We start from the raw sequence: 14,510 nt of genomic DNA, 5'->3' as shown, positions 1-14,510 counted from the left end.
TTATGCTGGCAGACAATGGAAAGCAAGAAAGTTGTGGAGCTGAGTGTGGGTGAGGAGAGGAGGGGGAGGCCAAGTTTTGGGTGCGGTTACACGAAGGGTGGGGCGTGGGGGTCGAGGCCCAGCTCGCGGATGAGGGTTTCGATATGCTGCACGTCAGGGGGCAGGCGCAACCGTCGCGCATCCGCGAAAGCCAAAGCCAGGAGACGAACGATTTCGGGGGCGTCCTCCGCGCGACCGCGGGTCGCGAGCATCGTAGCTAGGTTGGTGCGACCGACGAGCAACGAACGCACATCCCCCAGCTTCTCGTACACCGGAAGCACTTCTTCCCGAAGGATGCGCAACGCTTCATCCATCTCATCGCGTGAGTACAAGATCGAGCCGATTTCCGCCATCGTTACCGCCCGCTCACGCACATCCCTCACCTTCTCGTATATGGGAAGTTGTTCTTCCCGACGGATGCGTAGCGCGTCGTCATAGTCACCGCGTGCTTGCAGAACGTCCGCCACTTTTCCCAACATCACCGCTCGGTCACGCAACCTACCCAGTTTTTCATATATTGGAAGTACTTCTTCTCGAAGACTACGCAATGCGTCGTCATAGTCACCGCGCGCTCGCAGAACGTCTGCCATTTTCCCCAGCGTCACTGCCCGTAAACGCACATCGCCCAACTTCTCGATCACCGGAAGTGCTTCTTCCCGGAGGATGCGCAACGCTTCGTCATAGTCGCTGCGCGCAAACAGAACGTCCGCCACAAGCGACAGCGCAATGGCTCGCGGGCGCTCTTTCCCCGAGCGATCGAAAATTGGAAGAACATATTCCCTCAAAATCCACAATGCTTCATCCAGCTCGCCGCGTTGGTGAAGAATTCGCGCCACATACATCATCGTGACGGCTCGCTCGTTCTCAAGGCGCTCGAGTGCCGGAAGGAGGTTCTCCTGCAAGAGACGTAATGCTTCCTCGAATCGGTTGTCGATCAATGCCCCCAAGCACTTTGCGAGAGTGCCATCCAGATCTTCCGGCGCAGTGCTCGGATGCTCCAGTCCATACCGAGCGAGCAAATCTCGACCTTCATCGAGACGCCATAAGGCAATCGCCAGCGCCGCCTCGGTCAGCAGATCCCTTGCCTCGGGTGTTCCAATCGCCATTTCCCCCGCAGCCGCTTCCGTGCGCGCGACGGGCATCTTCGACAGCGCCGGTGTTACAAGGTGCGCGTCTTCCAGCCACACCCCCGCAAAATCAATGAAGTCCGGCGCCTTCTGCATCAACTCCGGATACACCGTCGGATGCACGAACAAGATCCACGGCAATGCAAACGTCTTCACCAATTCATCACGCTCGACGTTGAGCTGCGCTAGAAGCCTTTCGCGCACGGCAGATTCCTCGAGCCCATATAAAATCAACATTGTCGCGCCACGATCGTGCGCTGCCGCGTGCAACAAATCCCATAAACGCGAACGCTCGGGCCCCACTTGCCGCAAATCAATCTCCCTCGCCCCGGGAATCTGCTCACGCGTCCACGCGATGAGCGCATCGCGTTTCACGGGAAGAGCCACTTTGATGATGGCCAAATCGAATCCCGCCCCAGGCGACCATTCCAAAAATCGCCGGTACGCAGCACCATCCTCGGCGCCGAGGATCGATTCGGGAGCGCGACTCATGCAGGCGGCCTGAATTCCGGAAGCTCCGCAATCAGCGGGTGCACGTCGTACCAGCCATCGCCATTGTACTTGAACGCCAAACGATGAAACAGGACGTCCAGACAATGCTTGTCATGCGAGACCTGTTTCGTCTCCGCTATGTCACGCAACGTCGGCCACCAACCATTGATGTTGATCTGGTCCCGCAGGCGTTGTTTGCGACGCGAAATGGCCCGCTCCGCGTCGGCTTCGCCAATCACTTCGCCCGATGCATACCGCGCCGACGACTGCACCAATTCGAGCAGCTCGCGAATGCCCCCACCACTTGCTGCAATCAAGCGGTCGCGAATTTCGTTGTCAGGGATCATGACGCCCAAATCGATCCGCTTGGCCAATGTCTTTTCCAGCAAATCACGTCCCGGACCATCGAATTCGTCGTAGCGTTGATCAGGACGGCGCAAGCGCACCGTGAACAGGTCATAACAATCGTAACATTCTTCGAGCTGCGCGGAACGTGGCTGGAGCAAGAGGCTGATCGGCGGCGTCAAAATGAGGTGACAACGCATGGCGCGAATGCGATCCGCGCCGACGACGAGCAGGTTGTCGATGATCGATGGGTCGTATCGATCCAAGTTGTCGACGATGATCAAAATGCGCCGATCCCCGAGCAAGCGATGTGCGGCGTCGAGCAACTCGTTGACGCTTTGGAGCAACGTGCCCGGATACTTCTTCAGCACCTGCTTGACTTCGGCTCGATAATCGCTTTCGTGCTTGAGCAAAGCTCTCGTTTGCGCGAACAAGCTGCCAAGAAACGGGATTTCGATCTTGCCTTCGGCCCCGGCGGCGATCTCCGCATTGTAGTTGGTGGCCCAATTCGTGGTTTTCACGGCGTCGGCAAACCACTTTTCCACGCGGTCCAGCAGATCTTTCGGAAGCGGTTTTCCGATGCGGCGCATTTCGCGCTCGACGGCCAACGCCATGTTGAGCAAAAGATCCTCGGCTTCGATGCGCATGGGATCCATCTCGACGGTCGCTTCCAAATAGACCGCCTGACAATGCCCGGCCGTGAGGCTTTCGATGCGCCGGATTTCGGTGCTCTTGCCTGCACCGCGATGGCTGACGAAGGCGATGTGGACGAACTCGCGCGGACGTTGGCCCTCGATGTCCCGCGCGATCATCTCGGTGACGCGATCGCCTCGTCCGGGCGATAGGTCCTCGAACCGCGGATCGCCACTCAGAAGCGGCGCATCTTTGTCGCAGTTGTGGATGAGTTCTCGAAGCGTCCGAGCGGGCGTGATCTGCGGCGGCGAGGGAGGGATGATCGCGGTCATGTGTGTGCGGGGCGCGAGGTTAGCACATGAGGCACGCAAGCTAAAAGTTTTACTTGCCGTCGGAACAAAGCTGTTCGGAACAACCGCGCCTTTTGCCCCCGCCTTCTCAACCCCCACGTCGCCTGCGCCCAAGCCACGAGCGCCTCATCGACCGCTGCGCAGAGCCATCGCAATGGCGCTTTGGAAACTGCCTGCGCTCCGAAAGGTGGTCAAGTCGATACCCAGCGCAATGATGTTCCGCGCAACGTCCGGCCTTACGCCTGCAAAGAGCGCTTCTGCGCCGAGCAGCTTGACCACTTGCGTGACGCGCGCCAAGAGCTCGGCGACCTCCGTATCGACCTTCGGCACACCAGCAATGTCGATGATGACCGTGCGCGCCGCGTGCGACGTCACGCCATCCATGAGAATGGATAACATCTGCTGCGCACGTTCCCGATCGACCGGGCCAACGAGCGGCATCGCAATGACACCTTCGGCAATGGGCATGAGCGGCGTCGATATTTGCCGCAATACTTCGCGTTGCCCCTCGATGATCGCCGCTTGCGCCTCGGCCCGATCACGTTCGGCTTCCATTCGATCGGTCACGTCGAGCGATAGGACAATGGCCTCGTTCGCTCCGTACGGCGCCACATGCGCTTCATAATACCGAATGCTTTCGCCGTCCGAAATCTGATAATCCACGGCGAATGCTTCATTCTTGGACAATACGGCCGCGACCGTATCCAGAATGGTCTCGGTCACATCGGCCGGTAGCATTTCATCGAGCCTTTTGCCTACGCAACCCCTGGACGCGTCATGCACCCGATCTCGCGCCGGCTTGTGATAGACACACAACCCCTCCAAGTTCACACAAAATAGCGCGTACGGAATGGCCTCCAAAAGCCCTTTGATGCGCTGTTCGCTTTCGAGCAAGGCTTGGGTTTGTTGCCGCTCCTTGGTGACATCGTCGAATGTCGTGATGAAATACTCGAGCGCTCCGTTGTCGTCGCGAATCACCCCGATAGTGATATGAATCGAGAGGACGTCCCCATTTCGACGTACGTACCGCTTTTCGAGCATCACGTGCGTCAATTGCCCAGCAAGAAGCGCCCGGAGGGCATCGATGCCAACGGAGCGATCCTCGGGATAGGTGAAGTCATTGAAATGATGATCGACGAGCTCCTCCTTCGCGTACCCGAGCATGTCGGCGACGTGCCGATTGCACGCGGCAATGCGACCATCGGGTCGAGTCACGAAAACGCCATAGGGTGCGTCGTCGAAGAGTGCGCGAAGGAAGCGCTCGTGGTTCGAGAAACGCAACAACGCGCTTTCCGTAGAGGTCACCGAGTCTGGTGTGGATGAAGAGTCTGGCGCGCTTGGCATGGTGCGACATGAAACGCCAGACGTTTGACGATGTCAAGATGCAGGCACACTCTGTCCCGATGTACGAACGTGGACCGCTTCACATGTCTGCCGTGCGACGCGTCATCATCTTTGCTTTGCAATCCGGCGCCAAGTTCGATACGGTCGGGCCGGTTCATCCGCACGCGGCCCACGATGACTTTGCACCCCGATCTTCCGATCCATCCCGGTGACGTGCTGTTCGGCAAGTATCGCATCGAGCGTATTCTCGGCGCCGGCGGCATGGGGGCCGTGGTCGAAGCCACGCACCTGGGGCTCGAACGGCGCGTTGCGATGAAGTTCATGCTTCCCGAGGTCGCCGATCATGCAGCGAACCTCGAACGGTTCATGCACGAAGCGCGAGCGGCGAGCAAACTGCACAGCGAGCACATTCCGAAGGTGCTCGATTTCGGTACGATCGAGCAGAGCATTCCCAACACGCAAAGCGTCCCGTACTTGGTGATGGAATTGCTCGAAGGGCAGGATCTCGAGCGGATGATTCGCGACGCGTCGCCGCTCGACATTGCCGAAGTGTGTGAGGTGGGGATTCAGGCGTGCGAGGCGCTTTCGGAGGCGCACGGCCTTGGAATCGTGCATCGTGACATCAAGCCCGCGAATATGTTCATCACGCGTCGTGCCGATGGGAGTCCTTGCACCAAGGTGTTGGATTTTGGCATTGCGAAAAAAAAGGCCGAAGCCGGATCGCTCGATGAAAAAGGGCTCACGGAGACCGGCGCGATGATGGGGTCACCGGATTACATGTCGCCCGAGCAGTTCGAATCTGCGCGAAGGGCCGATGTTCGCAGCGATATATGGTCGCTTGGCGCGGCGCTTTATCAGGCGCTCACGGGAAAACCCCCGTTCGAAGCGGACAACTTGGCCGAATTGGTCATGATGATCATGGACAACGATGCCGAATCGCCGTCCACCGCGCGGCCCGACATTCCCGTGGCGCTCGGAAATGCGATATTGAAGTGCCTTCAGCGGCAGCCGGCGGATCGATACCAGAACACGTTCGAGCTGGCCGTGGCGCTCGCACCGTTTGCTCCGGCGCGATGCCAGGTGCTCCTGGATCGCATTGCGGCCAATTGCCACGTGACGATGCCGACGAAGCGCGGAACGGCTCTCTTGGAAGCGCTCGACCGAACGGTCGTGGCGCCTTCGGAGCGTAGCGCTTCAAACCCAACTTCCAAGAGCGCCAACATGAGCACGGATCGAAGCGCTCTCGCACCTCACCCCCTAGCCCCATCTCCAACGACGCATCACGATGTGATGCTCCGTGGAGAGGGGGAAAAGAGCGTGGGATCGGCGCAGTCTTCCAAGACGCTGCCGTCGCAAAAGGCCCCGACGCCTCCCGCAAGCGACGTAGACGCGCAGCCACTTGCGAAAACGCATGAAACGTGGGCCAAGAGCCGATCGGGCAAGCGGCCATCGGCTGCACGGCGTTGGGCGCCGTATGTCATCGCCGGTGCTTGTGGAGGTGTCGTGGTTGCGCTGTATTTGCATGGAACTTCGCGCGCGCCGCAGCCACCGGCCGTTGCGTCGGCCGTGGCAGCGCCGGTTCCGACGCATCCACCGTCGGCTGCGCCGGCTCCTTCCGCGAGCGAGTCGGCTATGCCCGCGGTGGTGGCTCCATCATCGAGCCCGGCGGTGCACGTTCCCAAAATGCCAGCGCCGCAGCCAAGTCCCTCGAAATCCGGTGATCGCGACGTTTTGCCAAACTACGGTGGTCGAAAATGAAATGGACGGGGCTTCGAGCCGCAGGGTTTTTCCTAACGCTCACGATGCTTTCTCCGGCAGTGAGTCACGCGACGGACGACAATGCCGCCGCAGCCGAGCAACTCTTTCGCGAGGCGCTCGATCTCATGGCGAAGCGCCAATACGACGAGGCTTGTCCGCGGCTCGCCGAAAGCCAAAAGCTCGATCCGGGCTATGGCACGCTGATGCATTTGGGGGATTGTTATATCAAGGTTGGTAAAACCGCGTCGGCATGGGCTGCGTACACGCAAGCTGCCGATACGGCACAGCAACAAAAGCAGTCGGATCGCGAAAAGACGGCCAGGAAAAAAGCGACCGATGTCGAGGGGAAGCTATCCAAGCTGATCATCGACGTGCCACCGGATGCAGCGATCGAGGGGCTCGTGGTTCGTCGCGATGGCCAAGAGGTCGGGCGGGTTTCATGGAGGCGACCCTTGCCGATCGACCCCGGCAAACACGAAATCGAGGCGTCTGCGCCTGGAAGGATTGCGTGGAAAACGTCCGTCGAAGTTGCTCCCGATGGGCAAACGCAAACCGTCATCGTGCAGAAGCTCGAGGAAGTGCCGCCACCACCGCCGCCGCCGCCACCGCCACCACCGCCACCACCGCCACCACCGCCGCCACCGCCGCCACCGCCACCACCGCCGCCGCCTCCAGCGAAAATGCCAGGCCTGGCGATTGGGGGTATCGTCGTGGGAGCGCTGGGAATCGTTGCAATGGGCGCATCGGTCGGCGTGGGACTCGATGCGCGAAGTCGTTACGATGAATCGGACGCGTTTTGCAATGGGAATGTGTGCCAACCGGATGGGCTTGCCATTCGAGCTGATGCGATCGGGCAAGCGAAGATTGGGACGGGTGTGTTCATTGGGGGAGCCATTGCGACGGCTGCTGGGGTGGTGATGTTCGTCGTGGCTCCCCGAGGCAAAGCGGTCGAGCCTGCGAAGACGGCGTTGCAGGTCGGTTTTGGTCCGGCTGCGGTATCATTGCGAGGTACGTTCTGATGAAGACCTACCAGAGTTGCACGATCGGGCTGCTTGGTCTTTTGGGCGCGTCGGGTTGTGACGTCGTTCTCGGCATGGATCCGGGACAGCTCGATCCGATTCGCACGGTATCGGGTGTCTTGTCGAAAGACGCGACGTGGAAAGCAGATCAAGTGACGACGCTCGAGGGGATTGTGTACGTGGACTCGGGCGCCACGTTGACCATCGAAGAGGGTACGCGCATCGTTGCGAAGAAGGGAGCGGCCTTGTATGTGCGTCGCGGCGGAAAGCTCGTTGCTCGCGGGACGAAGGAAAAGCCCATCGTATTTACGAGCGCGGCGAGCTCGCGGGCGCCCGGTGATTGGCACGGCGTGTATCTTTGCGGGCGAGCGCCCATCAATGGAGTGCCTTCGACGGGTTACACGCCGGATACGATACCCAGCTACCAAGGGGAGGGCCAAGTGCCGGAAGAGGACCGGTGTGGGGGAGACATTTCGGAGGATTCCAGCGGCGAAGTGCGATTCGTGCGGATCGAGTTCACGGGTGCGGAGAATCCGTGGGGCGGGGCATCTGCGGGGCTCGAGCTGGCGGGCGTTGGCAGTGGAACGGTCGTCGATCACGTGCAGGTGCATGCGACGGTGGATGATGCGGTCGTCATGTTTGGCGGCACCGTGCAGCTCAAGTACGTGCTGGTGACGCGGGGGCTCGAGGATGCTTTCGATTGGGCATATGGTTGGCGAGGCAAGGCGCAGTTCGTGGCAGCGTGGAGCTCGGACGACGGGTTCGAGGGTGGCGCGGATGAGATGGATGCGCTCGACAAGAGTCCCAATGACGATATGCCGTCCAATGCTATGATTTACAATGCGACGCTCGTGGGTGATCCGAACACGGGCAGCATCGGGCTCAATTTGGAGTCGGGGATCCAGGGCAAGTTTTACAATGTCTTGGTAGCCAATTTCTTCGATTATGGCGTATCGATCGAGCTGGACGCGACGAAGGACAATGCGGTTGCGGGGACGCTCGACGTACGCAATTCGATTTTTTCGAACCCCGTCAACTTCGATCCGCGGACGTTGTCCGGTGCGTGGCAGGCGCAAACGTGGCTGATGACCGAAGACCCGACGCGCATGAACCGAGCGCTACCCGAGGGCAAACATGGGATTCGCTCGCTCACGCCGGGGGCGCTCGATTTTTCGCTCGTGGACGGCGCGCCGGGGTTATCTGGCGCCGCCGCGCCGCCGGATGATGGCTTTTTCGAGCCGGTCAATTTCGTTGGCGCATGCGGCGCGACGTGTCCGGAATTCGAGGGGTGGACGGACGAGCCGGTAGATTGAGTCAGCTTTTGCTCGCTTCGTCGTATCAGCGCATTACAACACCCACTTGAGCGTCGTCACCACGAATGTGATCACCACCGCCACCGCCGCCATGGCTTTCGTCGAGCGCTGTGCAGTGACCCAACCGACGCCGCCACATAGGATGAGCCCGAATACGATGGCGGGAATGCGGGGATCGTCTCCGAAACTGAACAGAAGCAGGCTCGGGCGAAGCACCATGAGGGCGCCCAGAATGCCGACTGCCCATGCAACGCCCCGTTCGGCCGCGGACCAGGGGCGCTCCTGCGTCGTTATCGCTTGCCCACCTCGGCCGGGTGCTGCGCGCATTGCATTGTCGAACGTAATCGACGCAATGCTATTGAGGCCCACGATCGCATTGCCTTCGGCCGTCGTCAGCGAGAGATCGCGCTGGCCGTGGCCTTCGGCGTAGCCCTTGTCGCGGGTCCACGTCGTCATTTGCCCGGTGCGAACGAAGCTGTCTTCAGCGCATCCGCTGCCTGGATAAAGCGCCGGCACGCGAACTCGAAGGGCTTCACCCGTGACGAGAACCACTTCTGCCCGCGGCCACATCACGTCGAAGGACGTCTTGGGCTCCTGAAACGTGATGCTTCGCAATTCGCTGTAGGCGATGTCCAGCAGTTGCGAGCCTTCGTAACACGGCAGTGACGCGCCTGTGAGGTCGTCCGTATCCGTGATGTCGGTGAATGCAATGGTGGCGCCGTTTTTTCGCACGAGCGTTCCCGACGTGGCGGGCGTCATCGACCGAGCTTCCGCGAGCGCCGCTTTGGCATTCGTCACGTCACCTTGGGCATGCGCAAGGGCCACTTTGACGAGCGCCAGCGCATGAGGCGGCGGAATTCCCGGCGTTGCCCGTTTCGTTGCCAGCGCGGGGTCTTTCAGACGCTGAATCGCAAGACGTTCGGCGCGTGCTGCGAGCCCCAGTTGGCTCATGACCGGCGCAACATCGGGAGCCGCCGCGCAAAGCCGCTGCATCGTGCTTTCCGCAGCGTCGAAATCTTGCAGGCGCACTTCCATGCTGAATCGCGAAAGAAGCTGTGCCGGATCCGCTCGAGGCCCCGATGTGGCTTGGCGAAGGAGATCCAGTGCGCCCTTGTAATCACCTTGATCGACGAGCTGCTCGTAATTCATGACGCGCGGCTTCTACCACGGGCGGCTGCGTGACCGAACAAAAATCGTGCGCATGCGTCGAGCGCCGCTCGAAGGCTTGCAGCGAGCCGCTCGATGCCCAACACTCCGAGTCAAACCATGGACCTGCACGTATCGTACCTCGGTTTTCCCAACCATGTGCGTCTGGCGAGCGACGCGGTCGAGCTTTTGCTCAGCACCGACTATGGCCCGCGCATCATTCGGTATGCGCCGCTTGGTGGCGACAACATTCTCGCGGAATTGCCGCCCGGCCAAGGCCAACCAACGCCTTTCGGCGAGCCATGGCATGCGTATGGCGGGCATCGGTTATGGCACGCGCCCGAGCATCCTGAGCGCACGTATTATCCCGACAATCGACCGATCGAGGTCACCACGGACGGGGACACGGTCACGCTGGTTCAGGGCATCGAGGACAACACGCGCTTACGAAAATCGATGCGCGTGACGCTTGGAGCGCGCGGCAGCGAGGTTCGGGTCGTGCACCGAATGGAGAATTGCGGTGCATTCGACGTGGAGCTTGCATTATGGGCGCTCACGGTCATGGCTCCTTTGGGCATGGGGATTTTTCCGCAGGCGCCATTTCAGCCGCATACGGAGCGACTCACGCCAGTCCGGCCGCTCGTTTTATGGCCTTACACGCGTCTTCACGACCCGCGATGGACGTTCGGGGATCGTCTATTCTTGTTGCGTCAGGATCCCGAAGCCACAGCGCCGCAGAAGATTGGATTTTACAGCGAAGAGGGATGGATTGCTTATCGGCGCGAGGACGTGCTTTTCGTGAAGCGATACGCTGTTTTGCCAGGTCCGCATGCTGATTTTGGGTGCAACACCGAGACGTTCACCAATGCCGACATGCTCGAGCTCGAGACATTGAGTCCGCTCGTGCGCATAACGCCTGGCGGATGGGCCGAGCACGAGGAGCGGTGGTATCTTTTCACGGGCGTCGATTTCGGCGAGGGAATGGAAGGAATGGAGGCGGCGATCGAGCGAGCTATTCGCTTGACGAAGCCGGTCGATGGATGAGGAGAAGCGCCGGGGTGACCCGGCCAACGCGCTCCAAAGTGGCTGGCACCTTTGGGAGGCGAGGCCGTCACCGACCCAAACGTGAAACTTGACCCGGCTCTGGCACCATGTTAGCCGAGCCGCGATGTCTTTGTCCCGCCAGCAGACGTCTGATTTTCTGAGGGCTCTCAAGACCACGCCCGTCGACGGCTCCAACGATCGCATGTATGTACCGCTGGATGCCGTTCGTGGGGACGATGGTGCCGCGAGCACGGACGTTCTTTGGCGTTCGTTGGTCAACACCGAAGAAGCCTGTGTCCTCTTTTCAGGGTTCCCCGGCAGCGGCAAAACCACCGAGCTGAACCGGCTTCGGGAACGCCTCGAGCGGACTGTCGATCCTGCTGTCAAAAAGCCGGATGACGATCCGTATCCGACCGCGGTCGTGTTCGTCGACGGGGAGCAATTTTTCGATCTGTACAATCCCGTTGGCATTGCAGACATCTTGCGCGTCATTGCCTTCCGCATGGACGAGGAGGCGAATATCATCGAAACGGGCAAGCCCGACCCGAAAAAAGGCTTCTTGCCGCTATTCGTCGCTTTTCTCGAGAACACCAAGGTCGACTTTTTGGGCAAAATCGATTTCGGACAATACCTCGGCGGTGGCGTCAATCTGATGCTGGAAATCAAAAATTCGCCCTCGTTTCGGGATGCTGCCCGCGAGGCCGTTGCTCGGCGAGGGCAGGCATTTTTGGATCTTGCGCGGGCCAGCATGACGCAATCGATCGAGCGAATGCGCAAGGCGAAGAAGAACAAGTATCTGCGCGTCGTGGTGCTCGTCGATGGGCTCGACAAGATTCAGCCGATTCAAGAACGCGATCGAGACACGATTGAAAAAAGCATCGAGCTGTTGTACGTGACGCAGGCATCGCAATTGCGAATTCCTTGCCATGTCGTATACACGTTTCCTCTGTGGCTCAAGTATCGTTTCGCGATGTGGAATGCCTACGATGCGCCGCCGCTCGTGCTTCCCATGGTGAAAGTCTGCGACAGGCACACGCAGAAGGATCATGAAGACGGTATCCGAGCGCTCACGGACGTCCTGCAGCGTCGTATCGATCTGGATGCCGTGTTTGGTTCGGCCTCGTCGGAAAGCGTGCGCAAGCTCGTCCGCGCGTCGGGCGGGTATCTTCGCGACCTCGTGCGTTTGGTGCGGGACATCGTCCTCATGGGCAAGGACTTTCCGGTCAGCGCCGATTTCGTGGATCGAACCATTGCCCGCGTGAAACAAGAATACGTACACACGCTCCTCGGAACGGACCTGGATGTATTGGCCGAGGTTGCGACGGCCCGCGAGCCTCCGCAAGATTCGGGCGGCAAGATGGCGGCTTTTGCGCGTCTTTATGAAAAACGGTTGATCTTGACCTACCCAAGTGGGGACGAATGGTACGACGTGCACCCGATCATCCGCGAGGAACCGAGGATTCAGCAGCGCATGATGGAACGCAATTCCAAAGCCTGACTTTCGGCCTTGCGCATGCGCTGTTTCGCCCGGATGGCAACGAGGCCAAGGCGACCATTGCCATTCCGTCGTTTCTGCAAGCGTACGTGCTTGCATCCGCGCCGCCATACCCAACGAACAGAAGATGATTGGTCGTGTCTGCAGCGAGATCGACAGCGTCGATGTCGGGCAGGATCTTGACCCAAGTTGGCGCGATGTGCGGCGAAGCGCCTTGTTCTCCCATATCCACTCCGGCGTCTTGCCCGGCTTGGCCTGCGGCTCCCCCCGTTCCTGCGCTCGTCCCGACCGTCACGCGTTCATCCGACGAGCCACACGCTGCGACGAACGTAATGACTGTCAATGCAAACCCCATGAGCGACACGTTGTGCATGGGTGCAGCATATCACATCGAGCATCTCAGAACGCCATCATCATGCCCACGCCGCCGGGTCCGACCTGCAACCTTGGCTGAAGCGCTGCCGAGACGTGAGCGCGTTTCTTAGGATTCGTTGCGACGAAGATGATACCGGGAATGGCTAAGCCCAGTCCTGCCGCTGCGAAAGGAATCCCAATAAACAGGGAGCTTGTTCGTTCGAGGCTCCCTTCGAAGATCGCATCGCGGTTTCTCGCTGCGTTGACGATAAAAACCCCGCCACCCATCAGAAATGGCGCGCCCGCCACGATCAGTATGCTTCCGAGAATGTTGCGCTTCCTCGTCAGGTTCTCGTATTGGATGGTGATTGTGGGATTGCCTTCGAGCGAGATGCCACGCATTCCGCTCGCGCTGGTCACTTCCAAGTACGGCCCATGAATGCGCGCAGCAAACCGCGGGTACAGCGGCACGGTGCTCTGGGCACTGTGGATGTCGATGCGTTCAATGGGCCCAACGATTGGGATGCGCTCACCTTCGAACGCGTGAACCGTAGGCCACTCCGACGAGGCGCGGACCGTTTGCGTGCTGAGCTGCGGCAGCTCGGATGCCGGCACGGTCACGGTGCTCGTGCATCCCCCGAACAGCGACGCGCTCACGCAAAAGCCGAGTCGAGCTATCGTCCACTTGCCGCTTGTCATCTGGCACTCGCACGTCAGAGAGAATGCCAAGGTATCCTCAGATGAAAGGTTGGTGCAACCGCATTCGCGCGACGGAGGCACGACGTGCCACCCCGCCTCAACCCACCCCGATCAGCCCCCGCACGACCCCTGTTCATCCGTCAACTTGGTCCATGCTGGCTCTGCTTCCACCAAGTTGAAACGTCAACTCGGTCCGTGCAGGCCCTGTCAGGACCGTGTCGAGCCGTCAACAAGGTGCCAACCACTTCTGAAAAGCCTTCGTTGATGCGTAAACTCGCCCCATGCAGCGCCTGCATGCGGCGAGTTGCACGTCAACATGCCGCTGACAGCCGCTGCAAGCACCATGTTGACGTTTTTTGGCGCCGGCGGACGCCCGCGGGGTGGGCGAGCGTCACGTGGGCGAGGCGGGTACGGATTCCGGGGCGACTTCCGTTTCGGCTTCTTCTTCGTCGTTCGCGGCAGCGCGGAAGAACGATTCCACCCAAGTGCGAGGGTATCCCTTGGCCGTCGCAATCTTCAAGAGGTCGGCGTACGTCGTCGTGCGCAAATTGTTGATGCCCTCTTTCCATTCGAGCACATCGTTGGCGACGATCTGCGAGGCGCCTTTTCGAGCGCCGCGGTCATCGAGCGCCGTGATCGTCGCGGTGGCAAGCGTATCGAGCAATGCGCCGAAAGACTTGAGCGGGTGTTCGGCTTCGAGCTTGGCGACTTCGGCGACGATGACGTTTTTCGTGGCTTCGCATTGCTTGCGCAGATTGGCGCGAACGAAGGCATGCGGGGCGACTTTGAACACGCGGTCCATGAAAGCGGGGGCGACGGCGCGGACGAGCGTGCCGAACTTCATGGTCAAGCGGTCGATTTGCTGATTGCGGACGGCGACGACGGCTTCGGTGCGGACGACGTTGCGGCGCGCATCGCGCTCGCGCTTGAAAAGGGCTTCCCAATCGGCGATGGCGTCCTCAAATGCGGGCGCGAGTGACTCGGCATCGGAATCGGCGCGAAGGGCCGCTTCGGTGTATTCGACTTCCTCCAGGAAGTAGAGAAGGCTACGGCTTAGAACGAGTTTACGCATGGGGTGGAGGGTAACAGCGAACGATTGACGAAGGCAAGTATTTTGTGGAGGATCGGGACGGCAGGGGGCGCCAAAGGTGGTAGGGACGATCCAAAGTGGTTGGCACCTTTGGGAACGGGTGACCCGGCCAACGGGCTCCAAAGTGGCTGGCACCTGGGGATGGGTGACCCGGCCAACGCGCTCCAAAGTGGTTGGCACCTTTGGGAACGGGTGACCCGGCCAACGGGCTCCAAAGTGGTTGGCACCTTTGGGAACGGGTGACCCGGCCAACGCGCTCCAA

General features: G+C 60.2%; 12 protein-coding genes. 5 read left to right on the top strand and 7 right to left on the bottom strand.

Annotation, left to right across the window (positions count from 1 at the left end; translation table 11 throughout):
- Window positions 1–86 precede the first annotated feature (86 nt).
- From IPM54_28230 to IPM54_28220, 3 genes are all read right to left on the bottom strand, one after another.
- Window positions 87–1,658 (bottom strand): tetratricopeptide repeat protein, encoded by a 1,572-nt coding sequence (locus IPM54_28230; GenBank protein ID MBK9263678.1) that lies wholly within the window; start codon window positions 1,656–1,658, stop codon window positions 87–89.
- Window positions 1,655–2,968, bottom strand: coding sequence for a hypothetical protein (locus tag IPM54_28225; GenBank protein MBK9263677.1), 1,314 nt, complete (start codon window positions 2,966–2,968; stop codon window positions 1,655–1,657). The genes IPM54_28230 and IPM54_28225 overlap by 4 nt, the downstream gene beginning before the upstream one ends.
- Before the next feature lie 144 nt (window positions 2,969–3,112).
- On the bottom strand, window positions 3,113–4,270 hold the full coding sequence (locus IPM54_28220; protein MBK9263676.1) for a PAS domain S-box protein: 1,158 nt from the start codon (window positions 4,268–4,270) through the stop codon (window positions 3,113–3,115).
- A 234-nt stretch (window positions 4,271–4,504) separates the two neighbouring features.
- Between IPM54_28220 and IPM54_28215 the strand changes: the two genes are divergently transcribed.
- Genes IPM54_28215 through IPM54_28205 form a run of 3 tightly spaced genes read left to right on the top strand, consistent with a single transcriptional unit; the run spans window position 4,505 to window position 8,420 of the window.
- Window positions 4,505–6,088 (top strand): serine/threonine protein kinase, encoded by a 1,584-nt coding sequence (locus tag IPM54_28215; GenBank protein MBK9263675.1) that lies wholly within the window; start codon window positions 4,505–4,507, stop codon window positions 6,086–6,088.
- Window positions 6,085–7,107 (top strand): tetratricopeptide repeat protein, encoded by a 1,023-nt coding sequence (locus IPM54_28210; protein MBK9263674.1) that lies wholly within the window; start codon window positions 6,085–6,087, stop codon window positions 7,105–7,107. Before IPM54_28215 ends, IPM54_28210 begins: the two co-directional genes overlap by 4 nt.
- The gene (locus tag IPM54_28205) at window positions 7,107–8,420 is read left to right on the top strand and encodes a hypothetical protein (protein MBK9263673.1); all 1,314 of its coding nucleotides are present in this window, start codon (window positions 7,107–7,109) and stop codon (window positions 8,418–8,420) included. The genes IPM54_28210 and IPM54_28205 overlap by 1 nt, the downstream gene beginning before the upstream one ends.
- A 33-nt stretch (window positions 8,421–8,453) precedes the next feature.
- Here the strand turns inward: IPM54_28205 and IPM54_28200 are convergent, their stop codons facing one another.
- Window positions 8,454–9,569 (bottom strand): hypothetical protein, encoded by a 1,116-nt coding sequence (locus tag IPM54_28200; protein MBK9263672.1) that lies wholly within the window; start codon window positions 9,567–9,569, stop codon window positions 8,454–8,456.
- 93 nt (window positions 9,570–9,662) lie between these two features.
- Between IPM54_28200 and IPM54_28195 the strand changes: the two genes are divergently transcribed.
- A complete protein-coding gene (locus tag IPM54_28195; protein ID MBK9263671.1) occupies window positions 9,663–10,610 on the top strand; it encodes a hypothetical protein in 948 nt (315 codons plus the stop codon).
- A gap of 124 nt (window positions 10,611–10,734) precedes the next feature.
- Window positions 10,735–12,108, top strand: coding sequence for a hypothetical protein (locus IPM54_28190; protein ID MBK9263670.1), 1,374 nt, complete (start codon window positions 10,735–10,737; stop codon window positions 12,106–12,108).
- Here the strand turns inward: IPM54_28190 and IPM54_28185 are convergent.
- The 3 genes from IPM54_28185 to IPM54_28175 form a co-directional block, all read right to left on the bottom strand.
- A complete protein-coding gene (locus IPM54_28185; GenBank protein MBK9263669.1) occupies window positions 12,050–12,478 on the bottom strand; it encodes a hypothetical protein in 429 nt (142 codons plus the stop codon). The genes IPM54_28190 and IPM54_28185 overlap by 59 nt on opposite strands.
- Before the next feature lie 26 nt (window positions 12,479–12,504).
- The gene (locus tag IPM54_28180; protein ID MBK9263668.1) at window positions 12,505–12,861 is read right to left on the bottom strand and encodes a hypothetical protein; all 357 of its coding nucleotides are present in this window, start codon (window positions 12,859–12,861) and stop codon (window positions 12,505–12,507) included.
- Between the two features lie 688 nt (window positions 12,862–13,549).
- Window positions 13,550–14,230, bottom strand: coding sequence for a hypothetical protein (locus tag IPM54_28175; GenBank protein ID MBK9263667.1), 681 nt, complete (start codon window positions 14,228–14,230; stop codon window positions 13,550–13,552).
- Window positions 14,231–14,510: the final 280 nt, after the last annotated feature.

The organism is Polyangiaceae bacterium (assembly GCA_016715885.1).
Taxonomy (GTDB): Bacteria; Myxococcota_A; Polyangia; order Polyangiales; family Polyangiaceae; genus Polyangium.
Note: the sequence above shows the minus strand (reverse complement) of the source record. Positions and strands in the feature narration are given on the sequence as shown.